This window comes from Brucella anthropi, assembly GCF_046630315.1.
Classification (GTDB): domain Bacteria; phylum Pseudomonadota; class Alphaproteobacteria; order Rhizobiales; family Rhizobiaceae; genus Brucella; species Brucella anthropi_A.
Genome location: NZ_LQBD01000035.1, coordinates 207,621 through 230,519 on the forward strand (window position 1 = coordinate 207,621; position 22,899 = coordinate 230,519).

Below are 22,899 nucleotides of genomic sequence, written 5' to 3' on the forward strand. Positions count from 1 at the left end.
CAGCGTTCCGGCCACCAGCATCCACGCATCTGGCGGTTCAGACCGCTGGTTTCCGGCAAGCGCGGACGGATTTTGTCGGGAAGCAGCAGGTGAAAGGCCGGCAATGGCCGATATGCTCGCGCGTTTTTGATATTGCCGTTAAGCGGGGAGATGCTAGAACTATTACGTTTACGGAAACGTCAATCACGGAGGACGATTGAAGATGGCCTTGCCGGATATACTGAAAAGCAGACTGCGCATCCCGGTGGTTGGTGCCCCACTGTTCATCATTTCGCACCCGGCCCTGGTTATGGCGCAGTGCAAGGCAGGCGTCGTCGGTTCCTTTCCGGCACTCAATGCCCGTCCCGAGGCGCAGCTGGACGAATGGCTTGCGGAGATCACGGAAGGGCTTTCCGCCTACGACAAGGCCAATCCGGACCGGCCATCCGCACCCTTTGCGGTCAACCAGATCGTCCATCGTTCCAACAAACGCCTTGAGCACGATCTTGGACTTTGCGTGAAATATAAGGTGCCGATCGTCATTTCCTCGCTCGGCGCCGTGCCGGAAGTGAATGCTGCAATCCACTCCTATGGCGGCATCGTCCTTCATGACGTCATCAACAATCGCCACGCCAATTCTGCAATCCGCAAGGGCGCGGACGGTCTTATCGCGGTGGCTGCCGGCGCGGGCGGCCATGCCGGCGCACTTTCGCCCTTCGCGCTCATCCAGGAAATCCGCTCCTGGTTCGACGGGCCGCTGCTCCTTTCCGGCGCTATCGCCAATGGCGGCTCGATCCTCGCGGCGCAGGCCATGGGCGCCGATCTCGCTTACATCGGCTCGCCCTTCATCGCCACGACCGAAGCCCGCGCGACCGATGCCTATAAGCAGATGATCGTGGACTCGAACTCCTCAGACATCGTCTACTCCAATTACTTCACGGGCATCGCAGGCAATTATTTGAAGCCGTCCATTGCCAAGGCGGGGCTCGACCCCGACAATCTTCCGGAAGCCGATCCTTCCAAGATGGATTTCGAGAAAGCCCAGCAGGAAGGCGCAAAAGCCTGGAAGGATATCTGGGGCTGCGGCCAGGGCATCGGCGTTATCCACGAAGTAGCACCCGCCGGGCAACTGATCGACCGGCTGGAACGCGAATATAGAGAAGCGCGCCAGCGTCTTTGTGCGGGCACATGATTCTCTGACCTCTACTCCTCCGCGCCAGCCATTGAGTTGGCGCGGTTCCGGCGCTTGCATTTCGAACGAACATCATCGCTTCGACTGTGTGCAAACCGGCGCGGGCGGCCCTGTCAGGCGCCCATGACGCGCATATTATAAAACCTTTTGAACAAACATACAGATTGTTTGATTTGGGCCTTGCTTTCCTCCATGCTTTTGGTTATCAGCGCACCGTCCAGCCGGAAACGGTTGGCTTCCTCCGGGAAGATGGAACGCAATGTTCCGGGCCGCTTTAGCTCAGTTGGTAGAGCACATCATTCGTAATGATGGGGTCGCGTGTTCGAGTCACGCAAGCGGCACCAGTTAACTACTTGAAAATCCAACACATTTCGCTTTGAAGACACCACCCAACACGGTGTCCTAGTGCCGAGCCTCTGCACTAATCCCTGCACAAGCCCCTCTTGTGTCTAGGCTTGTGTTCTATTCTGTCTAGGCGTGCTGGCCGACAAGCTTACGCGAGTCTTGAGGGGCGAAACATGCTTCCAGTCGGGCGTGGCTGGCTCTGAAGCTTCTGGAAAACTTCAGCCAGTGAACCCGCAGTGTCGGCAGGTGCAGCAAGTTGTGGTGCTTCGATGGACGGTGTGACCTGACGAAATTCCGGCATCATTGTGGAAACGTCTACAGGCTTTTGTTCCGGCGCTTCCATCGTGGTGTTTTCGATTTTTTGCGTCAGGCCATCGGTCAGCCCCGAAAGCAAACCAGCAAGCATCATATTTTCACCGCCACCCGTAGGAGCGAACGGCGTAGCCCCCGGCGAAGGATCGACCGCGAACATGGCTGCGGCAGTCGCAGGACTCATTTTGTCAGCGGCGGGCGGCGGCGTGAAATCGAATGCCTGTTTTGCAACAGGCGAAGCATTCATCATGGCAGGCCGCGCAGTTGGAGTGACAACCTGACTTTCCACAGGCTGCACCGGAAGCGCCGACGCCTTTTGTTTGTCCATCAGATATTCGCCGGGGGTTTTACCGGCCAACAGTTCGCCAAGCCCCGTTGAGGTTGGAGCGGCAGGCGCTGCCGATGGTGTCTCGATTTTCCCAGTCGCAAGCTGCTGAAACCATCCCGGCGCGCGGTTGAGAAACTGCGCCGAACGATCATGCATGAAATGAGGCTTTCCCGTTCCTGTCTTGCGCATGTCGATATGCAGCATGTCCGGGGAATTGGAATAGGTGATGAAACCACCAACGCCTTGTTGGGCGAGAAGCTGAACGAGCTGCGCGCGCTGCGCTTCAGACATGCCTTTCATGTCGATGTCTACAGCTTCCCCGCGCGTGTGGTAGGAGCTTTTCGCGCCCCCAACACGCTTATTATGTTCTGGCGAGCGATAGCCGGACGTGATGCCGAAGTCACGCCCTCCCATCTGCTCGCCAGCCGCCAGCAACGCCCGGCGGATGTCGTCAGCGATACCCTCTTGGCCGCTATTGTAGAATTTCAAAGCCATGGCTCATCCCCGTTCGTCCTGCGTCTCGCGTCCTGTCTGGCCGACAATACGCGGGATCAACCGTTCTGCCAGTTTCGGAGCCGTACCGGCGAGCTGCCGTGCGAACCACTCGCTGGAAACAAGCTTGCCAGTCGCAAGCCCGCTGCCAAGAGCACCAGCCGTCGCCAAAGGCGCGGTCAATGCTCCAACGCCCATAGCACCGGCCATGCCGCTATATGCGGTGCCGGAAGGATTGCCTGCGGCAGACCTGCCCCGGAATGCCGTTGCAGCGGTCGCCAGTTTTTCCAGCGCTTCCAACTCGTCACCGGCAAGGATTTGCTTCGACTTCGTGGAAAGCTTGTTCCAGTTCGTCAGGAAGGTTTCCGGCGAAAATTCAGATGCAGTTGTCTGCGAACCCGGTTTCGCACGGCCCATATATTCGAGCGTGTCCGCAGCGACTTCATTCCATTGTTCGGGAGCCATGTTGCGCCGAACGATGTCGAGCTTTTCGGGAGCCTGCACACCGGCCCGGATCGTTGCGTTGTAGACATCGCTTCCGGTCGGCATGTCTGCGATCTTCTTGCCAAACGGAATGTCGCCGCCCTCTGAAATGTTGCCCTTGCGCTGATAAAGTTCGGCTTCGGCACCCATGAGATCGTCAAAGTCCTTGCGCATACCTGCGCGGCTCGCGAAATCCTGCACCGCGTCGGTCGCCGCTGAATATGTCTTCTTCATCGCGCCGCCAGGGATGCCACCCTGCTGTGTCTTGGTGCCGATTTCTGTGCGCCAGGCGCGCATGCGGGTATAGTCGATACCCAGATTTGCATCGATCTTCGCATCTACGTCAGCCAGATTTTTCTTGAGCGTAGACACCTTGGCTTTTGCAGCCTTGTCCAACGGGTCGGCAGTCGCAGCCTTCTGCGCTGAGGACAGATTGCGCTTCAAGATTTTCTGCTGTTGCGTGAGCTGCGAATGAAGTTTCCCATCAATAGGCACGTCGCGCATTGCGTCGAGATCGCGAATAGCACCTTCAAGCACTGCCTTTTGGCTTGGCGTAGACTTGGCAGACAGTTGTGCAATCTCGTCTTTGACGCTTTGCACGTTAACCGCTGTCTTCGCCTTCGCGGCGCGCTGGCCCAAATTACCCTCAAGCGCGTTGACCCGGCTGGTCAGCTCGGAAGTGCCTTCTTTCACGCTGTCTTGGATTTTGGTGCCGATAGTGTGGCTGTCTGGGGGCAAGTCGGAAGAATAGCCGCGAATACGTCCAGTCACGTTCTGGACCGCATCACCAAACTGCCGAACCTGACGGCTCTGCTTGTTCGCGACCGAACCGCCCACAATTGGCACGTTCGCCATAGTGTTTTCGATGCGCGCGGTGTTCCGGTTGCCAACAAGACCGCCGGAAGTATCAATGCCGCTGTCGCGCAGCGCATCGTAAACTTCAGAGCTGGAAACACCTTCATCAGCCCCACGGCCCATGAGTTTTTGCGTTCCTGCCGAGACACCGGAAGCGATAGCAGATGGAGCCATGCCGCCAAGGATAGAGCCGAGGCTTTCACCAACCTGCCGCCCACGCTCGCCGCCGACACGCTCGCCAACACTTCCGCCTGCCGCTTCACCCGCCACCGACCCCGCACCTGCCGCAGCCTCGCTCGCGATGAGAGCGCCAGGCCGAGACAGTGCTTGCGCAGAAGCGTTGCCAGCGGTTGCAAGAGCACTGTCAACCGCTTGTACTGGCGCAGAGCTGCCAAGAACGTTGGTCAGTGAGCCACCGCGTAGAAGCGTAGACAGCAATCCAGCGCCGGAGACAGCGCCAACACCCGCGCCGGTATTAGCGCCGATCTTTTCAATGGTCGGATATTCCGGGTCCGGTTGGCGAATGGAACCTGCCGCCTCAAGCGTTGGCCCGAAGATACCTTCTCCGAAGAAATTCCCTTCCGCGCCCAAAGCCGAAGCCGCTTTGTTCGCGATGTGCACGGGGCTGTCCAAAATCCCCGCAAGGCCGCGATTGGCCCCAGACAGGAAAGCGCTTGTGCCGCGTGCCACTCCCGGCTGTCCGAATTGTTCCACTTCAGCCGCCTTGTCGCGCGCAGGCGCTTCGGAAACCCCGCCCGGAATTCCGGTTACGGGATCGCGAACGTCTTCGGGCTGGATGACCGGCGCTGTTTGGCTTTGCGCTTCGCGGGCCATCGCCGCAAGACGACGAGCCGCAGCCACGTCACCCGCAGCATCAGCATTGCGCAGCGCCCGCATGATCGTCTGATAGTCGGCCATGTGTCACCCACCATACTTGCGAAGCAGTTCTTCGTCGGAAGGTTCAGCAACCGAAGTCGGTGCAGCATTACCCGGAACCGCCGAAGAAAAAGCATTCTCTTGTGCTGCACGCAACTGTGAAGCCAGCGCAGGATCGGTGTTTGCCTGCGCTGCCAGCTCATTTGCGTTCGTGATACCCTTCGCCTGCATAATGTTCTGGATGCTCTGGTTGAGTGCACCAAGATAAGCTTCACGATAGAGCTTCTTTTCCGCAATCACTTCGGGCCTGTCTCCATAGACAGGAATGAAGCGAGCGAAGTATTTCGGATATTCAGACGCAGGAACAGCCGCACCGGAGTCTTTGCGCAGAACCGGATTGATGAAGTTCTCAACCGCCGCGACATACTTCTGTGTTTCAGCGCTCGCACCTGCGTTCGCCGCAGTTTGCAGCATCGTATCGAAGTACCCGCGATTTTCAGAACTACCGATAGAACCGCGCATCAGCTCCATTTGCATAGGACTGAGGGGCGGCAAGCCGCCGTTCTGATCGATCAGATTGTTGATCTGGTCGTTCGCCATGTTCATTGTCGAGGCGAAGGAAATATCACGGCCCTGCGCTTCAGTGAGCGGTTTTGGAGTTCCCCCAATGCTTGTCACTGTCGCATTCGTGCCGGGAACCATCGTCGTCTGACCTTCGCCAGTTGCAGGAACGGGCGATGTCACACTGGGAGCGGAGACAGGAGCCGGTGTGACAGGAGCTGGACGCGGAGACAGAAGCGCATCAGGTGAAGGCGCGATACCCACATTCGGATCAAATCCCTGAATGGACTGCGGAACCTGCGGTGTCGTCTGGATGATGTACTGCCGCTGATCCTGCGGATCGATTTGAACGCGAGTTTCCGGCCCATAAATCTTGTTATAGGCAATCTGGTAGTTCGTAACTTCGTCCGGCGTAATCGGCTCGCCACGGCGATGTTTTGCAAGGGTATTGGAAATGATGCGTGCGCTCGTTGCGTATTCGGAGTTTCCTCCGAACGGGCTTCCAGCACCGTCAGAACCTTCAGCCTTAGCTTTCGCAGCCTCTTTCGCCTGCTCAATCGCGATCTTGTTCTGCAAGACAGCATCCCGGTCAGACGTAGACAGTACCGTGTCGCTGTCCGGGAGAGTGCCTAGCGCCGCAGACGCACCAATACGAATGCGTTCGGGATCGGTGCCAAACAGCATTTCGTTGTTGCCGAGCATCATCCGCTGCGCCTGCGCGACCTTTTCCGGGTCGGCTCCTGGCATCGCAAGAGCCGCCGTGCGCCCCTGCGCAGCAAGAAGCGCAGCCGTGCTGTCTGGGATCGCCTCGCGGCGCACCATGTCCGGCTGTTGCGGGCCGTAAGTCGTATTGCCCGGCGTCATATGGTTTTTCACATATGCGTCTTTGAAAAAGTCGCCATAAGCACCGCCGAGGGTATCAGCCGCACCCATCTGCGATGTCAGCAGTGCATTCTTGCTGGTCAAACCCTGCGCTTCTGCCTGAAGTTTCGCGACTTCGGCCTTGTTCTTGATAGCCTCACGCTGGCTTTCGGCTTCCGCAAGGTCCATGGCCTGACGAATACGATAGGCATCGGCCTTGTCGCGAAGACTGCCGCCACCGCTGACAGCCTTTGCAAAGAGGCTCCCCAGACCGCCGTCCTGAATATAAAATTGCGGCATTGGTGCCTCCTGTTAGCCCCAGAACGAAGAACCTGCGGTTCCCTGACCGATTTGTTGCATGCCGTAGCCGAACATATTCATCGGCAAGCTGCCGAGAGACGCGACCGCCGGATTTCCGAAATACTGCTTCGGATTGACCGCCTTTTCCGCACCGTAGGCACCAAGCGAACTGCCGCGCTTGTTGTTTTCGAGATCGATGCGGTTGCCGGTATCCTGAAGCGATTTTTGTGTAGTGTAGTCCAGACCGCCCGACGAACCGCCGAACGCCTGAAGACTTGCGAGGGCTTTGATGCGCTGGCGTGCTTCTGTCGCAGCGTTCGCCAACTTGGATGAAAGCGTGTCCTGAAAGACCTGCGAACCGCTTTGCTGACCAGACAGCAATGCGTCTGAAACATTGATCTTGTCAGCGGCCTGCCCCAAATCCTCATTGAGACGGTCGGCTTCATTAGCCTGCGTCTGCACCATCGCTTCGGGCGCAATCTCCTGAAGACCTTCCTGACGTGCCTTGTCGGCGCGACCGCGCATGTCTTCCTGACGCCTGCTTTCATCCATGCGCATGCGGCTCTGGTATGCCGTCCAGTCGTTCATTGCCTGCTCGTTCTTGCGAGCAACACTCATTTGGCTGGCGACTTGAACAGCGGTTCCGGCAATACCGGCAACGGCTGCAAGAACGCCCATGGGAAGACACATAGCGATCCCTCCCCTTAACTGATCGTAGACGCGGCCTTGCGGTTCGCGCCCGTGATCGTGTTGTAGTAATTCCTGTCAGACGCACCCGACTGATAGCCACCAAGACCAACGACTGCTGTCTTGAACATATCGCCAAGAGGCGAATAGTTCGGCTGCTCATTCTGGATCGTGCGAATTGAAGACAGTGCCTGATTAGCCGCAACTTCAGGATTTTCAGTCGAATAGAGCTGATTGATGGCATCCTGCTTCGCGGAATTGATTTTCTGCTTTAAGGCAGCAACACCCTGATCGCCCTGCGATTTCACCATTGCGGTGTTTTCAGCGTTCTGGCGGGCAAGGTCGGATTGTGTGTCTGCGGCAGCGGAGGAACGCAACAGTCCTGCGCGAGCAAGATCGTAGGTCAGGTTCTTGTTCGCATCTGCGTACTGCTGGTTGAGCTGCGGCATGTAATAGTCGTTGTAAGCCTTCAGATAGGTGTCTGCGAGGTTGTCCACCCAAGGCGTGGTGTTCTCGGAAATCCCGTACTGGCCCTTGCCCGCATTCTGATTAAAGGCGTTGAAGCGATCATTGATGAGCTGGTCATAGGTCGAATTTCCCACAGCAAGCAGGCCGTTGCCGCTTGTATTGAGCTTGTTGAATTCGTCCTGCGAAATGATCCCAGATTGCAACATCCTGTTGAGGTCGTAGTTCCTCCCGCCACTACCGCCACCACCACCACCACCGGCACCGGAAGAAGGCACCCAAACCATTTCACCCCCGCCGGGGCCGCGTTTCATCACCCAACTTCCGTTGCCGGAATTGGCATCCCCAAAGCCATAGCGGCGCGAACCGCCGCTGTTATCCGAGCCTCCACCCCCACCGCCAAAGTACATATTCATGGCGTTGGACGTGGGGTTGGAACTCGCACCCTTGATGAAATCGTTCAACGATGCGCCAGCATTCCCGGATGTCGGCACATAGCTGGTGCTGCCCTGCTGATAGGTCGGCATATCGCGCAAACCCGGCAATGGCGTGCCATCGAACAGGTTGTTAATCTCGTTGACGCCCTTCTCCATACGCCAAGCGCGAAGATCGTCTTTATACCGTGCTTCCGCAGCCGCTTTTTGCTGTTCCTTGATCGCTGCGTTGTTTGAACTACCGCCGCCCATGACTACAGCCTCTTGCAAGCGCCGCCCGCATAAGGCTCGAAGCCGCGTTTGGACAGCAAGTTTAGAAAGGATTTTCCGCCGCGCGGAAGGTGGTTGAGTGCCTGCGCGTGCAGGTTTACCGCGCCGTCAAATTTCGCCACGGTGGCCGCAGCGTCGATAAGCATTCGCGGGAGCGCCGTTCCCCTAAAATCGGGCAAGACGTAAATCGAATAGACATGAGCCGTCTTCTCGACGGTAAAATTGTCATCATAGGTGAGAATGACATAGCCGACGATCAGACCGCCGGGTCCAAGCCCTGCCAACACCCTACCGTATCCAAACTGGACAGTATCGCGCAGTCGCCGCGAAGCTTTCTCACGGTCGAACGTCAAATAAGTCCAGTCTTGGGTTTCTTTGAAGAAAGTCTCAACAGCCGGAAAGATGAAGTCGAGTTCGTCCAACTCCAAAGCGCGAAGCTTGAAGTCTGACTCTTTAAGTTGCCTGGGATCAATTCGCTTCATTCTCGTTGGCCTTCCAGACGTAGACAGTGATGTCTTCGCGGGTGGTAGAGCGTTCGCTCAACACCGCTTCTGGACGGCCTCCGAGCAGCTTCATCCAGCGATGGATGTCTGTCCGGTTCGAGAGTGCCATGCACTCCGCCCTGTGAAAGCCTGCGGCTTTCAGATGAGGTATCATATACCCCAAAATGTGCTTCGTAATCAAGTGTAGCGCTTCACCCCAACGTTCGGTTCCGAACGCAAAAACAGTGCACACGCCGGGATACTGCCCGCCGTTCGCAGCGCCAAAAATCGCGACGGGTTCGCCTGTCTCTGCGTCTACAGCCGCCCAAGACATGACACTGTGATGCAGCGTGCTGGCGGCTACAAATGCAAGGTTATATACGGGCAAGATTGCCAGGAATTCCTTGCGGTCTTCTTCGCGGAGATTGTGAAGCACAAACCAAATATTGTCTTCGGTGACGGGCGCGAGCTTAATCATTCCCCGCGTCCTCATAATGAATTGCGATGTGTCCCAAAACAGCGGCAGACTTGCTCTTTGTGGTGGCACGAATAGCAATGTGCGTGCTTTCATGCTCAAACTCGAATTTCCCGTCAAGGAAAGTCGAACCTATGGCGGCACCAAGATAATCCTCTGCGTTGGTGTTCTTGAAATTCATCCGCGCATAGAGCTTCCAAGTTCCCTCGCACGCAACATCAATGGCCGTGAACTTCTTATAGGAAGCGGGCTTGTCGGCATTCATATACGGGGTCAGGATTTCCGCTTCGGTGTCGTCGTAAACATCCGGGCCATACCGATACAGGTTCCCGTCCGAGTCCAAGATTGCGATGTCGTTGTCCACAACGGCCACCGCCGCAATCGTGAAGCCCGGAACGTAAGTTGACCAAGCGGTGACGCGCGGACTTGGGAAAAGAGACAGAACCAAAATCCTGTCCGGGAAAACCATCCAGAAGCGGCCAGTCAAAGGTTCCGTGACGCCGGTAGCAAAGCTAAGAAAATCCTCGCTTTTTGTGCGGCGTAGCTCGTCGTAAAGCGCGTCAATGGGCGAACCGATGTCCGAGACAGCGGCAGCGTTCGAGCTGTCGCGGGCCTTGAGTGAACGAATTCCGCTGTCGCCCAGATAGAGCACATCGCCATTGCCGAACTGCTTGATAGACAGTGCTGCACGCGAGCCAGCGGAGCGCAAAACCTGCATCTGCTGGTATTTCAACGGGTCAGGGTCAACGTTCCAAATCTGGGTTGTCCGGCGAGACATAACAGCAAGCGTGTCATAATAAATCTCAAGTCCGATGAGTTCTTCGCTTTCAGCGTCTTGCGTGGACAAGTTAATGAAACCTGATCCAGTACCCGCCCAGTCAGCCGGATTTCCAATTGCCGAGAAATACAGCTCGCGCCCCAAGACACCGTGAATTTTTTCGCGGTATGTGCGGATACTACGGCCCTTTCCGCCAGGCACTCGAACACCATTGTAGAAATGTTGGATGTTGCCGTTTGTGTCTTGGGCGACGACATATAGCTTTCCATCAAATATGTCGAAGTCGAGCAACTTGTTAAGCTGGTAGGCCGTACCTGTCGCAAGCTGCATCACCTTGTATTCAGCGGTTCCCGCAGCCGCAGCGTTGCTGAAGGTGTAGAGATCACTACCCAAAGCTGCCAGACCGAAACAACCAGCCGGGACAGTTGCCTTTTTGACGAAAGCCTTGCGCTTCTCGATTTCGCCGCCGGGGGTCACATGCGCATTGGTGATGCGCCGCAGCGTACCGGCAGGCGCTGTCACCTGCGACTTGCGAAGGTCCAACCCTGCCGAAAAATCATGAATGAGAAAATATGGCACGGATCAGCCTCCGCGCGGGATGTAATCGAGATACGGACGACGCGGAGTGCGGGCCGAATATGGATCGTCGCCGCCGAGCACCATCATGTCACTCTTTTGAGTGATGGAACGTGTCTTCAGACGCCGAAGCAGGTCTTGGGCTTTCTGAAGCTTGATCTGCGCATCTTCCGACTTCGAGCGTGCCAGCAATTCCGCAGACACGAACAAGACCAGCATTGTGCCGTCTAGAGTGCAGCGGTCGCTTTCCTTGACGAGCGGCGCGAGGGCTTTTGTTCCCCAGATGCGCACCTTGCCGTCTGTCGGCGGCACCGGCCAGACTTCAAACTGGGCGGTATCGGGATCAAAACGCCAGCGTTCGACCGGATAGACGCGAGCCGGGTCCGCATATTCTGTCGAGTGCAGCGAATATTCAGCATCGCCAATACCGTAAGGCACAGCAACCCATTCGGAGCCGTCCAGATAATGGAGGCGAGCGGTATGCTCAAAACTGATGTCTGTGGGAAAATCATATGTCTTGTCTCCGGCATGGAGTAGGACATCACGATAGACTTCGAGCTGCGGCCACTCATGAGCTTCATGAAGTTCTGTCTGGGTGCGCCGCAACAGATATTGGATTTTCTCGCGAGTGCTCACACTTTGAGCCGCGTTCAAAGAGTGTCCGCATTCCGCGCGAACATCGGAAACAAGCTGTGAGAGTTGAACACCGCGAGCCATCGAAACGCCCTCTTAGCTGGCGTTCGCAAACGGATCGGCATCGCCTTCAGTGTCGCCGGACTTGTCGTCCGTCTTGTCTTCAGACTTGCCTTTTCCCTTCCCGGCTTTCGCGGGCTTAAATGTCGGGTCGGTCAATTCCATCTGAGGACTACGGCCCGGATAGACATGCTCGACTATTGCGCCATAACGCTGAAGTAGCCGGGACTTTTCAGCCGCAGCCGTGGTTTCCTTTTCACCGATGACAGCGCATTCGCGAATGCTGCCTTCACCGTGAATTTCTTCAAGAACCATCAGTTCGGGATAGGTAACAGGGTCAGACGTGGTGCGATGGGCGACATTCGTAATGTCTCCGGCAAGCGCGATCTGGGCAGTGAGAATGTGCATGGTAGCCATCGGGGTATCCTCTTTGCGTTGCTTCGATGGTTTGCAGCCGACAGTGTTTTAATCTGTCGGCTGCATAAGCAGACATTACTTGATGTCGATCACAAGCGAGCTGTCGAACTGCTGGCCGGTGAGCTGGCCGGTGCAGGTCAGCGAACGGTACATGACGAATTCATCAGGCGCGCGTTCCGGCGAATGCGAACGACGCCATTCGTTTTCCATCGCCTGAAGGGCGATAGCACGTCCATCCAGCCAGTATGCACGCTTAGACAGGCCGAGCGTGTCCAGGGTCGGATCATATTCGATCACGGTTCCCTTGTAGTTGAGCGCGCCCATGGACACGTCACCGCCGGACGAAAAACCGTTCTGCGAATAAAGACCATTCGCACGCATTTCCTTTTCCATCGCACCGATGAAATCAGAACCGGCAAGGAACTTGGTCGGCTTGCCGCCGTAGCGGATAAGCTGACGGTATTCCGTGTCAAGCGTGGTCAGGAGAGCACCACCGTCTGCGGTGTTGGAAGTCACAGCATCGCCACCGTGTGCCGCCAACGTGTCATCCGCAGCCACCTTGGCACCGAAAGCCGCAGTGCGCGCACGGTTACGCATGAAAGCGTAGGTCGCACGATCCAGACCGCCCACGACGCCGACAGACGGATCGTCGGAAATCAGGAAGCGGATACCGGCAAGTGCCTTGGCATCACCCGTACCATCGCCCCAGAACAGGTTGTTCATGGTCGTGGCGTAACGCTCGCCCATATCGAACAGCTTGCTGTCCAGAAGGCCGATGAGAACGGTCATTTCACGGCGGGAATGACGCCGCAGGCTGTCTCCGTTCGTAGACATGACGGAAATACCGTCAATCTTCAGCTCGGTGTGGGTGAGAGTGATACCGATGTGGTGTTCGCGCCAAGGGTAGTTAAGGCGCTGGTTGTTGGCCGGGGTGTAGAAGACAACCTTATCGTTGTGGCTGTAGCCTTTCACGCCGTCATTGACGCCGCCAGCACCATAAGTACCGATGACACCAATAGAAATGTTGCCCTTGCCACCGGGAAAAGTCTTCTTCGAGTTCTCAAGCCAGTTAAGCAGGGGCTTTTTCTGGATTGCGAGTTTGAAAGCTTCACCCTTGTTGAAGTAGAAATCCAGCGCCGAATTGGCGATAGAATTCAGTTCGGCTGGTGTAAAAGCCATGGAAGTAGCTCCGCATTATTGTGCGGCGCGCAAGCCCTGGAAAATCGCTTCTTCAAGCGTGGTTGGTTCCGGCGCACGTCCGCTATTGGCCCTGACGCCACTCGGAACAACTGCGGTAGGCTTCGGGCGCGGGGCGAATTGCTTCGCAAACCCATTCACGCGGTCGTAAGCCTCCTGCGCCATTGCAACAGCCTCTTGTGGTGTGCGTGGCGCACCGCGCTCTGCAATGATCGCGCGGGTGATGTCCTTCATGGCAGCTTCTTTGCGTGCGTAGTCGGGGTCCGCAGCCTTAACGGAGTTCTCCCAAGACGATACCGTGGCCGCGATGGTGTTCGCGTTCTGCTCATGGAAAGAACGTTCACTTTCCTGCCGCTGCTGTGTCTCAAGCTGCACCTGACGAGACAGGGCCTCGTTGCGCTGCAACATTTCGAGACGCTGGCGCTGCACTTGGCGAGCGCCTTCATCGGTGATCTGGCCGGAAAGAACCTGCGCCTGAAGATCGTGGGGGAGGATAATCCCCAACTGCTCTTGTGCGAGTTGAACAAACGGCGTGATAGACTCCAAGAACGTCTTGAAATCGCCACGCTGCAACGCAGCACCAACACTAAGAAGGGTGTTGAAACTTTCGTTGTCGATGTTGTTCTGACGCAGATAAGAATTCAGACTTTCTGCCGCCCGTGCAGGAACTTCAAGCTGTTGCGCCATCGCTGCTTGCTCTTGGAGAGCGCGCACCTTCCGGCGAGTCTTGGAGTTCATGTGCTGGAATTCCTTTGAGGTAATTTCCAGCGAGGCGTCAGTGCCGTCTTCCTTGTCTGTGTCTTCTTCCGTCCCATCCACCGACGCGGCAGGCTTTCCTTCCTTTGAGACGGTTCCCGTCTGGTCGGTTTCCTGTTTGTCGGTTCCCGCTTTCGCGGTTTCTTCAGCCCCTGTTTCGGGAAGCAGTTCGTCGTCGCCTTCTTCCGAAAGCTCCAAATCCGGCACCGCTTTGGTCACGAAGTCCATTAGCGTAGTCGGTTCACTGTCGCCCTCTACCGAGGTAGAATTCGTATCCGAAGTAGGTGCTTCGGTTGTCGCAGACGTAGACACGTCAGTTTCTGTTGACGTTAGATCAAGCGTGTCTTCGTGTGTTTCAACTTCCGCAGGCATTCGGCGCTCCTACTTGGTGTTGTATGGTGTTGTGTTTGTCTAACATATAAGCAGACACCTATGCAAGCGGAGCCTGTCCGGGTGTCTGCGGCGTAGTCACAAGATCAGGACCGTTCGCACCGGGCGGTGTCTGGGGTTTCGTGCCGTTCTGCGCACCTTGCGGGCCTTGTGCCTCCGGTGCCTGTGCAGGATTGGCGGGCATTCCCGAAGTAAGAGCGCGCATGGAGTTCATTGCTGTGATGGAAGGCATGTTCGCCGCCATCGCTTGCGTGACATCCAAACGATCATCAAGACGCTTGATAAGCTCGCGGACGAGGAATTCGGGATTGACGCCCGGAACCTGCATCAGAAGTGGCATCAGACGTTCCGCGTTTTGGATTTCCTGCGCTTTGTTGGGGCGACCTGTCGAGCCAGCTTCAACCTCAAGAAAGATTTCCTGCGCAACGTCAGCCTTCGACATCTGCGGCCAAATCGCACCGGGACCGACGATCTTCTTCACGGTGTCTTCGCTCATTTCGAGCAAGAGGATTTGACCAGAAGCGCGGAAAAGCTGCGTCAGAAGATCGTCCAAATCATCAACGTTCGAGCCAACGCTTGTCATACGCGAGCTTTCAGCAATCTGGCTTTCGGTCGCGGTTCCGCCGGAAACACCCCCAAGGTTGGCCTCCTGCGAACCCGTGACACGCAAGCTGTCCTGAAAGACGCCGTTTGTCTCATACAGGTTCGGATCGATGTTCGGCCCGGTGAAAGGCTGAAGCAAATCACCGACCTTCTGGCCGGGAGTCAGACCCTCAAGTTCGAGAATTGCGTTGGCCGGGTGGCTTTGCAGCTTCAGCTTATCGTCCTTGGATAGAACACCGGAAGCAACCGCAGTCTTGGGGCGCGCTGCAAGACGATGTTCGCGAAGCATCTGGCGAGAACGGTTCAATTCGTTCTGCATGTCGCGCATCAAACGAACGTCAGACGGTGGGAAAATCCGACCTTCCGCGTCACATTCGTTCGGAACGTATGCAAACCAAGGCCAGAAACGTTCGATGTAGACTTCCGGCTTCGATGGCTCCCGCAGAAAATCCGGGTATCCCTCGCAAATATGGAAAACCAGCCCCTCCTTGCGAGAGTAAATTTCCCAGACGTGAACTGAATTAGGTTTGTCTTCGTCCGAATAGCGGTCGCTGTAATCCTTGCCAAAGAGCTGTTCAAACTCGGTGCGGTTTGCGTATGGGTTGCTGTCTTCACGCGAGTTGAAATGCGCAGACACATCCACTTCGTAGATTTCTTTGATCTCGTCTGTAGACAGACAATATTCTTGCGCAACCCAGTCCGCACCCAGGAATTCACGCAGGTTAACTGTCTTCGGGTCCGGGATAATCGAAGTGCTGGCGGGATAATCGTAAACCACCCCCTCACGAACCAACACATCAGCATCGCCCTCCAAAGCCTTGATCTGGCTTTCAAGTGCAGCAACGTCCGGGTTGTCTTCGTCAATTTTGCCATCAGCCAGGTCAGCCGAACGACGCTTGATGACAGACAATTGTTCTGACAGGTCGCTGATCTGCGCTTCCTTGTCTGGATCGCGCTCCATGATGCGTTGCCAGCCAACTTTTACGTAGCCAACGCCGGTCGTGATCGAACGACGCACAACCATTTTCATCATAAGCTTAAAGTCGTGGGCCTGTTCCTGAATGGTGTATTCCTGAACAAGCTCAAGCGTCTTGGCGATGGTGTCCAGTTGCTGCATCTGCTGGCGAACGTTTTCCGCATCCTGAAGAATGCTCTGCGCTTCCATCATCTGCGGCATTGCCTGCATTCCAGCCATGACGGTGTTCATGACTCCGGCCATGTCGCCGCTCTGCGCGCTCATCATGAGCTGCGGCATCATCGTCTGCATGGCTTGCATTTGGGCTTGCGCGATTTGAAGCCCCTGATTTGTGCCATCCCAGACAGTATTCAAAATCTGTTCGCGGCGGCGGGCAACCGCGCGGGGGTTCTTCGCATAAAGCGCAGCAACGCGCTGCTGAATATGACGATGCACGATGTTCGCAACATAGCGATCCGATGCTTCGTCACCATCCGCAGAGCCGTTCAACTGCTTCTGTCCGTCCCACTGCAAACCGAAAGCGAACTTCTGATCTTCGCGCATACGCGCAAAATCCGAAGCCCAATGCTTCTTCGCCCGCTCAACCTTTCCCTGCCATTCGGTAACAAGGCGCTTGCGTGCTTCGCTTGCTTCCTTGTCAGGCTCCCGCTTGATACCGTTCGGTGCGCTGTCTGCGGCAGGCAAAACGGCTTGTTCGAGGCTGTCGATGTCCATCAGGTCAGTTTCTTGTTCCATTACCAGCCCCTTGTGTCTGCGCGGGCTTTCTCAAGCGCGCGTTGGCGGTTCGACTGCTCCTTGAGCCAGCCGAAAGTCATGCGGTCGTTGGTTTCGATGGGTTTCGGTGCGGGCGCGCGGCGCTGAAGTGTCAGGCCCATGCCGATGTAGGCGAGCGCATCCACGAAGTCGTCGTGAAGCCCTTGCGGGAATTTCAACATTTCGTTGCGAGCATCCCCCCACCACTTCGCAAACGAAGGGAAATAGACTTTCCCCATTGCCATGCGCGCCGCAATTGCCTGCGCACGGGCCTGCTTGTCTGCGGCAGGGGTTACTTCGATCAGCGAGCTGTAAGTGCGCGTTTCGATCATGCGCTTGCGCAGGAACGGCCCGATAGACTTCGAGATATGGCCTTTTTCAGCCCACCAGAAGACAGGCCGGTAGTGCTTCATGATGTGAAGCATGCCTTCCACCACTTCATCCGTGGGCGCGCGCTTCCAGAAGATGTCCGGCATAATCCAGATGTTGTCTTCCCTGTCCACGCCGACAGTCAGGAGACAGGTCAGGTCACTACCCTGTGCTGTCGAAACGGCGTGGTCAGAAGCCGTGTAAAAGGTAAGCTGGTCGCGCGGCGGAAGCTCTTTCTGCGAACTATACGTGCGGAGGTTTTCGGCCTTGAAGAACACACCATCGTCTGGCGCTGGCCGACCCTGATAAAGAGCCTGAAAACCGCGCGGGTCAGACTGCTGAAAGTCGCGCAGATACTGTTCGTCAAACCGCGACGGCCAAAGAGCCTCGCCGGGCTTGCGTCCCAGAATATCGTTGTCGTAAGCCAAGGCAGGAAGGTCAATAATATGCCACTTCCGGGCTTCGGCGGCGCTGAAACAGGGGTTCGCCGGATCGGTCAGACGGCCAATAAGATCATCTTCATGCCAACGGGTCTGAATAATGATGATCGCGCCCGCCTTCGTCATCATGCGGGATTTGATGACCTGGTTATACCAAGACCAAAGGCTTTCGCGGATCGTTTTGCTGTCTGCCTCCTTGCGATCCTTGATCGGGTCATCGATCAGGAGCAAGTGACCGCCACGGCCCGTCGCGGAACCGCCGCGACCCGTGAAGAACATCACTCCACCTTCGGTCAGCTCAAGACGATCAACAGCCGCAGCGCCAGCTTTAAGCTGTGCATCGGGGAAAACCTGACGATATTGCGGCTTCTGAAGAATATCGCGAACGTTGCGCCCGAAATCCCAAGACAGCTTTTCGTTATATGTGCCGAAAATGATGTGTTTTTCCGGGTTGCGACCCAGATACCACGCAGGGAAATTACGGGATGCGAGTTCGCTTTTCCCGTGGCGCGGCGGAACGGAAATTATCAGGCGGGAAATCAGCCCGGCCTCAACAGCTTCCAGCGCGCGGGCGATTGCATGGTGATGACGCTCATCCTGATAGAGCGAATGTGTCACATCGTCGGGGTGATCCGGCGACGGCAGCATGTATTTCGTGAACTCGATAAGCCCGTCACGCGCAGCACTGATCTTCTTCTTGCGAAGAAGCAGAGACAGAAGCTTATCTTCGTCAGAACGGAACGCCATCAGATTGCCGCTCCCGTCTGGGTGTTGAGCCAACTCGTGCCGTCAGACACAGCCAGAACCTTCAGGTCCGAGACAAAAACGAGACGGCCCGCCGGAGACACGCCCGGCAAAGCCGTGCTTGCGTAGACAGTGAGCTGGGCAGCGCCGCCGACAATGTTTGCCTTGTCGTCCACATTAGCCGACAAGGCCGCAACTTCAGTCGAGAGATCGCCAACGTCTGAAGACAACGCATCAATGTCGTTTTCGGCTGTGTTGACCCGTGTCGTGAGCGTGGCCACGCTGGAAGCATTCGCCTTGTCGTTCAAGGCTTCAGAAAGCCCGTTGACCTGCGCAATGCTGTGGGTGTGATTGATGTTCGCCTTTCCCGCAATCTGTCCTTCCATGGTGTCGAGGCGAGCGGCGATACCCTCCGGGTCGAGGTTCATCTTTTCGTCTACGACTTTCTGGACATCGCGCTCAAAGCGCGTCTGCATGGGCATGAAAATCAGCCTCCCCGCTTCTGTCCGGCTTCGAGACGCTGAAGGATTTCACGCACCAAGCGAACATCGCCGGTCTGCTGATTGACCGCAGCCTGAATTTCCTTCAGTGCCGCATTCATATTCGCGACCTGCTGTTCCGTGGACGTGGTGCGATACTGAAGCCCTTCAACTTTGGTATCGACTTTGCGAACATCTTCCTTCAGGTTTTTGATGTCTGCGACGGCTTCGGTGCGCCACGCCTGAAGATCAGTGATGTCGCGGGTCTGGTTCACCCAAAGCGTTACCCCACCGATCACAACGAACGCGATCTGCGCCAATTGCAAAAGCGTGTTCAGGTTCCACTCGATTTTACCTTTTGGCGGTAGTTGCATAGTGCGTTCCTCGCTCACTTCCGCCCCCAAATGTCTTTTGCTGTGTGACCGCCCATGTAGAGGGCAAGAAAAGTGATGGTCAGGCTGACAAGAACGCCCAAATCCGGGATTTCGAGAGAAATGCCGGTGACGCCGCTTGCAAGCGGTGCCGCAATAAGCGCGTAAAACCAGACAAGCATCAGAAACCACATCCAGGCCGGACGCCACGCCCACGTCCAAAGGCTCTCCGACTTGTCCATTTCCGTTTTAAGAAGATCGTTCGTGAGCTTCTGTTGCTCCACGTAGAGCTTCAGAATTTCAGGGTTTTCGTCAGCAGCAAGCACCGCAGCGTCAACGTTGGCAGGACTCTGAGTTGGAATGTCTTCAGGCTTCACGCCAAGATTCTCGGCAATCGTGTCCACGACAGTACCGGCCAAACCGCCAATGGTTGGGCCAAGCTGCGAAGACACGATGTCCTTGACGATGCTCGATCCGGTGCGAACCGCAGAAGACAGAATGGTGTCCAGAACTGGATTGCTCATGCCGCAGCCTCCGCGTTGTAGGCTTCGGCCCGTTTCTTGTTGATGTGAGCGCGCCAGAGCAGATAACCAACGAATGCAACCGCTGCGACGATGATCCCGAACGTCAGCCAGTGTGCGAGCTGGTCAGACAACGCAAAGGTCGTGCCACCGCCGCCACCGGCAGCAACAGCACCTGAATTCTGCTTGCTTGCCTTCTTGGCCGCGCTATTGGCTTCAGTCGCGAGTGTTTCTTTCACGTCTGTTGTGCTTTTGCCATTAGACGACACATACATGCGCACCGACTCCGCTTCGTTTGCAGCGATGCGCGTTGTCCAGCCCTTGCCGAAAGTGACAAAAGTCTTCAGCGCCTGGACAAAACCCTGACGCTTGGCGCAAACTTTCTTGATGATCTGCACGCCATCGGAGACACGCAGCTTTGCGAGTGTGTTCGGTCCAATGATGCCATCCTGAGACACACCAAGCGCGGCCTGAAGCCACTTCGCACCACGCGATGGGCCGGACATCACACCTGCATCGAAGACAGCCAGATCTACACCCGCCGGAAGGTCATCGCCTTTCACGGGTTTCCAGTAGTTTTTCTCGTAAATGGGCTTCACGTCATCAAGCGTGAGATTTTTAATATCGAGCGTGGGATACGCAGCCGCAGACACGCCGTACTTTGTGCCTTTCAGGACACCAACGCCGACCTTGCCCCCGGTCCAGTTGCCGGGGTCTTTGCGATTGCTCGAATAGCCGCCCTCATACTTGAGCGTGAATGCGAGACAGGCGGAATAATTCGACTTCATGTCACACCTGCGCGAATTGCTCCCAAACCGGGTCAACCTGTTCGTCGGTCAACCCAAGAATGGGAATAAGCTGGACGATGAGGGGGTGAAGGCGGCGAAATTCGCTCGCAAAATCCCATTCGATCTGTGCTTGTGACTTTTCCGGCTCTGGCAAGGCGCTGATTGCAATGGAAACACCGTCGAGTTTGCCCAGATGCAAAAGGCCAAGGCGGAGCTGTCTTGCCGTCAAGTTCGGCATGCGCTCACGTTTTTCTTCCGGTGTCAGGGCAGGCTCAACATAAGGGGATATAATATTGCCTTCAGCTTCCCACTCAGCAAGCATAGCGCGGTGACGATTTGCCATGTCGTCGGGCACTGTCATTTCCTCGCCGTCAATGATGGCAAGGATCGAACCCTGTTCGGAGTATCTTGCGCTTTCGATCATAGCTTAAAGCTCCGCGTCCAAACGAACATCAGCTAGAAACTCCGAGTTCCCCGGAGCGGTAGCCTGCGCTGCAACTGAAATAAATTTTCCCGTTGTTTGGAGAGCGACAACATTGTAGGCGTTCCCTGAGTAAACAACGGTCACGGTCCCTGTTGGGGTTGCGCGCATGATCGGATTGATTGCCGCACTTGCGGAGTAAATCTGACCCGCAGTGTGTGCCAATACGATATTGTTCACCCTCTGCACCTTGTAGTAACGCTCACACAGAGAGAACTCCTGACCGATGTGGCGGGGAGCAAACGGGTCGTCTTCTGTTGTCGCATCACCTTCAACAAGGGAACCTCTTGCGAATACGTAGGTCGCTGCCTGTCTCGCATACAGAAGCCAACGCAATTGAAGGCTGTCGTTCTCACTTGTTCCGATTGTCTTGCCCGCAATAGACGGAAGCGTGAAAAGAGCATTCCTTTCGCGCGTAACAGCGTCAAAAATCACAGGAATATCGAGACTTGACGGGTTCGTTATGACATTCGGGGATGGGGTGCCGCCGGTGCCGAAACTTTGCGTCAGATCAACCCCTAACACCTCCCCTGTCGTATTGCCGCCGACACGTGTTACGTATGAGCGAGCCGTGCACAGCTTGCCCTCCAAGGTTCTTGCACCCTCAATTCGCTGAATGATATTCACCGAACCTGTAGTCGGCGCGGAAGCAAAAACCAAACCAAGTGCGGCCTTCGGAGAACCCGGCACGCCGTTGTAGTTCCCGACACCGAAAGCAGTACGCACAACGGTGACAGGCTTATCCGTCGCGTTCGCCACCAACCACCTATCAGCGACGTAAGCAGCGCCACCTGCGGGGATTTCAAACGCAATTCCGCGCTGCCAGACATCAAAGTTGCCGTTGATGAGTTTATTACGCCAGCCAGCAAGAACAGCAGCTCCTATGTTAGCCTGGGCTTGGCCTTGTTGCGCAGGCGTAAGTGGTTGCGGCTCATACGAAACAGGACTTTCAACAGAGATAGCAGCAGCTTCCGCGCGATCCGCTGCGGTTTCAGCGTTAGTTTCGCTTGCGAGTGCGTTCGTCGCGGACAGAGCCGCTGCATTTTTGCTCGCGAGGCTTTCTGCGGCGCTGGTAGCGCTCGCGTTTGCGCTGTTCGCTGCGGTGGTTGCGCTTGCGGCAGCGTTGTTTTTGCTCCCAAGAGCATCAGAAGCGCTGTTCGCACTCGCAGTTGCACTATTTGCGGAATTGGTCGCAGAAGTAGCCGCAGCGTTCGCGCCCGCCAAGGCGTCCGCAGCGCTGGTTGCTGAAGCCGTAGCGCTGTTTGCGGAAGAAGTTGCGCTCGCTGCGGCTTTCGCAGCGTGGTGTTTCGCAGAAAATTGTCCAGGCTCTACCGGAACGTCTACAGGATTTTCAGCCCACTGCTTCGCCTTGTCCCGCGCAGCCTGCGCTTCTGTGGTGGCTTCGGTGAAATCCGCAACGACCGACCATTTACCTGAAGCCAGATCAGCGTCGAAGTCTGCGCCGGACGTGTGGGAGACTAGACACGTGTAAAAGCTGTTGTTCGCAAAAACCGTGTCACGGACGACATAAGCGTGGTTCGGCTCCCATGGTTCCGGCGGCTTAAAACCAACCGCCAATTCGGGGCGTAGCTGGTCGAAACCTACTGACTGATTAGCCAGATCGCCGTCATCACGCTGGATAAGGTTGAGGCGGTCAATCGTCTCGTCGCTGGCGCGCTTCACTTCCGCAAAGGCTTCATCGAGCTGGTCGCCCGGTTGAGGCACGTCCGGCTCGTTCACCGTGTGGTCAAGAAAGGAATAGTCGTAAGTGATCTTGGTTGGAGCGGCCATGCAGAGACACCCTTGTCTTGTGGTGTTTCCTGCGTCGGCTTCGTGGCCCTCGTTGTCTTCGCCACCGTCTCCGCACAGACTGGATGCCGGAATGTCTACACCGGAACTCGCCGCAGCGCAAGACACGACCAGACACTGCACAACACGCCATCGGGCCGCAGCCCGGTGAACCAGCGAAATTTTTGAGGGGTAGTTAGGGGGTGTGGGGTATCGTAGATACACCCACCCCCCGCTACTACCCCTCAACGCCAAAATTGAAAAACGTTAGATAACTCGAAATACCCCAGTCATTCCAAGAACCTAATATAGTTATCGAATGGCTTGTCGGTCTGGGGTCAAACAGGCGAGTTATCGAAAAAGTTGTCCCTTATACACATCC

Annotated in this window: 21 protein-coding genes and 1 tRNA gene; 2 read left to right on the forward strand and 20 right to left on the reverse strand. The window is 56.2% G+C overall.

Annotated features, from left to right (window positions below; genetic code table 11):
* Positions 1-202 precede the first annotated feature (202 nt).
* Positions 203-1,171: an NAD(P)H-dependent flavin oxidoreductase gene (locus AVM02_RS15750; RefSeq protein WP_411507888.1), complete on the forward strand. Its 969-nt coding sequence runs from the start codon at positions 203-205 to the stop codon at positions 1,169-1,171.
* Between the two features lie 268 nt (positions 1,172-1,439).
* Positions 1,440-1,515, forward strand: a tRNA-Thr gene (locus AVM02_RS15755).
* 149 nt (positions 1,516-1,664) lie between these two features.
* Here the strand turns inward: AVM02_RS15755 and AVM02_RS15760 are convergent.
* The 20 genes from AVM02_RS15760 to AVM02_RS15855 all read right to left on the reverse strand — a co-directional run bounded on the left by AVM02_RS15760 (position 1,665) and on the right by AVM02_RS15855 (position 22,520).
* A complete protein-coding gene (locus AVM02_RS15760; protein WP_411507862.1) occupies positions 1,665-2,651 on the reverse strand; it encodes a YcbK family protein in 987 nt (328 codons plus the stop codon).
* Between the two features lie 3 nt (positions 2,652-2,654).
* The gene (locus AVM02_RS15765) at positions 2,655-4,904 is read right to left on the reverse strand and encodes a hypothetical protein (protein ID WP_411507863.1); all 2,250 of its coding nucleotides are present in this window, start codon (positions 4,902-4,904) and stop codon (positions 2,655-2,657) included.
* A gap of 3 nt (positions 4,905-4,907) precedes the next feature.
* The gene (locus tag AVM02_RS15770; protein WP_411507864.1) at positions 4,908-6,584 is read right to left on the reverse strand and encodes a hypothetical protein; all 1,677 of its coding nucleotides are present in this window, start codon (positions 6,582-6,584) and stop codon (positions 4,908-4,910) included.
* A gap of 12 nt (positions 6,585-6,596) precedes the next feature.
* On the reverse strand, positions 6,597-7,274 hold the full coding sequence (locus tag AVM02_RS15775; RefSeq protein WP_411507865.1) for a hypothetical protein: 678 nt from the start codon (positions 7,272-7,274) through the stop codon (positions 6,597-6,599).
* A gap of 14 nt (positions 7,275-7,288) precedes the next feature.
* Positions 7,289-8,422: a hypothetical protein gene (locus AVM02_RS15780; RefSeq protein ID WP_411507866.1), complete on the reverse strand. Its 1,134-nt coding sequence runs from the start codon at positions 8,420-8,422 to the stop codon at positions 7,289-7,291.
* A gap of 2 nt (positions 8,423-8,424) precedes the next feature.
* Positions 8,425-8,922 (reverse strand): GNAT family N-acetyltransferase, encoded by a 498-nt coding sequence (locus tag AVM02_RS15785; protein WP_411507867.1) that lies wholly within the window; start codon positions 8,920-8,922, stop codon positions 8,425-8,427.
* Positions 8,909-9,400, reverse strand: coding sequence for a hypothetical protein (locus tag AVM02_RS15790; protein WP_411507868.1), 492 nt, complete (start codon positions 9,398-9,400; stop codon positions 8,909-8,911). Before AVM02_RS15790 ends, AVM02_RS15785 begins: the two co-directional genes overlap by 14 nt.
* Positions 9,393-10,754, reverse strand: coding sequence for a hypothetical protein (locus AVM02_RS15795; protein ID WP_411507869.1), 1,362 nt, complete (start codon positions 10,752-10,754; stop codon positions 9,393-9,395). Before AVM02_RS15795 ends, AVM02_RS15790 begins: the two co-directional genes overlap by 8 nt.
* A gap of 3 nt (positions 10,755-10,757) precedes the next feature.
* Positions 10,758-11,468, reverse strand: coding sequence for a hypothetical protein (locus AVM02_RS15800; protein ID WP_411507870.1), 711 nt, complete (start codon positions 11,466-11,468; stop codon positions 10,758-10,760).
* 12 nt (positions 11,469-11,480) lie between these two features.
* On the reverse strand, positions 11,481-11,861 hold the full coding sequence (locus tag AVM02_RS15805) for a hypothetical protein (protein WP_411507871.1): 381 nt from the start codon (positions 11,859-11,861) through the stop codon (positions 11,481-11,483).
* A 75-nt stretch (positions 11,862-11,936) separates the two neighbouring features.
* Positions 11,937-13,040: a phage major capsid protein gene (locus AVM02_RS15810; protein ID WP_411507872.1), complete on the reverse strand. Its 1,104-nt coding sequence runs from the start codon at positions 13,038-13,040 to the stop codon at positions 11,937-11,939.
* Between the two features lie 15 nt (positions 13,041-13,055).
* Positions 13,056-14,186 (reverse strand): hypothetical protein, encoded by a 1,131-nt coding sequence (locus AVM02_RS15815; protein ID WP_411507873.1) that lies wholly within the window; start codon positions 14,184-14,186, stop codon positions 13,056-13,058.
* Between the two features lie 58 nt (positions 14,187-14,244).
* Positions 14,245-16,518, reverse strand: a complete 2,274-nt coding sequence (locus AVM02_RS15820; RefSeq protein ID WP_411507874.1) for a hypothetical protein — start codon at positions 16,516-16,518, stop codon at positions 14,245-14,247.
* Positions 16,518-18,092, reverse strand: coding sequence for a phage terminase large subunit (gene terL, locus AVM02_RS15825; protein WP_411507875.1), 1,575 nt, complete (start codon positions 18,090-18,092; stop codon positions 16,518-16,520). Before terL ends, AVM02_RS15820 begins: the two co-directional genes overlap by 1 nt.
* On the reverse strand, positions 18,092-18,571 hold the full coding sequence (locus tag AVM02_RS15830) for a hypothetical protein (protein ID WP_411507876.1): 480 nt from the start codon (positions 18,569-18,571) through the stop codon (positions 18,092-18,094). The genes terL and AVM02_RS15830 overlap by 1 nt, the downstream gene beginning before the upstream one ends.
* Positions 18,572-18,576: 5 nt before the next feature.
* Positions 18,577-18,960, reverse strand: coding sequence for a hypothetical protein (locus AVM02_RS15835; RefSeq protein WP_411507877.1), 384 nt, complete (start codon positions 18,958-18,960; stop codon positions 18,577-18,579).
* Positions 18,957-19,463 carry a hypothetical protein gene (locus tag AVM02_RS15840; RefSeq protein ID WP_411507878.1) on the reverse strand — a complete coding sequence of 169 codons (507 nt, stop codon included), beginning with the start codon at positions 19,461-19,463 and terminating at the stop codon, positions 18,957-18,959. Before AVM02_RS15840 ends, AVM02_RS15835 begins: the two co-directional genes overlap by 4 nt.
* Positions 19,460-20,248: a glycoside hydrolase family 108 protein gene (locus AVM02_RS15845; protein WP_411507879.1), complete on the reverse strand. Its 789-nt coding sequence runs from the start codon at positions 20,246-20,248 to the stop codon at positions 19,460-19,462. Before AVM02_RS15845 ends, AVM02_RS15840 begins: the two co-directional genes overlap by 4 nt.
* 1 nt (position 20,249) lies before the next feature.
* Entirely contained in the window at positions 20,250-20,672 is a 423-nt protein-coding gene (locus AVM02_RS15850) for a hypothetical protein (RefSeq protein ID WP_411507880.1), read from the reverse strand.
* Between the two features lie 3 nt (positions 20,673-20,675).
* Positions 20,676-22,520 (reverse strand): carbohydrate-binding protein, encoded by a 1,845-nt coding sequence (locus AVM02_RS15855; RefSeq protein WP_411507881.1) that lies wholly within the window; start codon positions 22,518-22,520, stop codon positions 20,676-20,678.
* Positions 22,521-22,899: the final 379 nt, after the last annotated feature.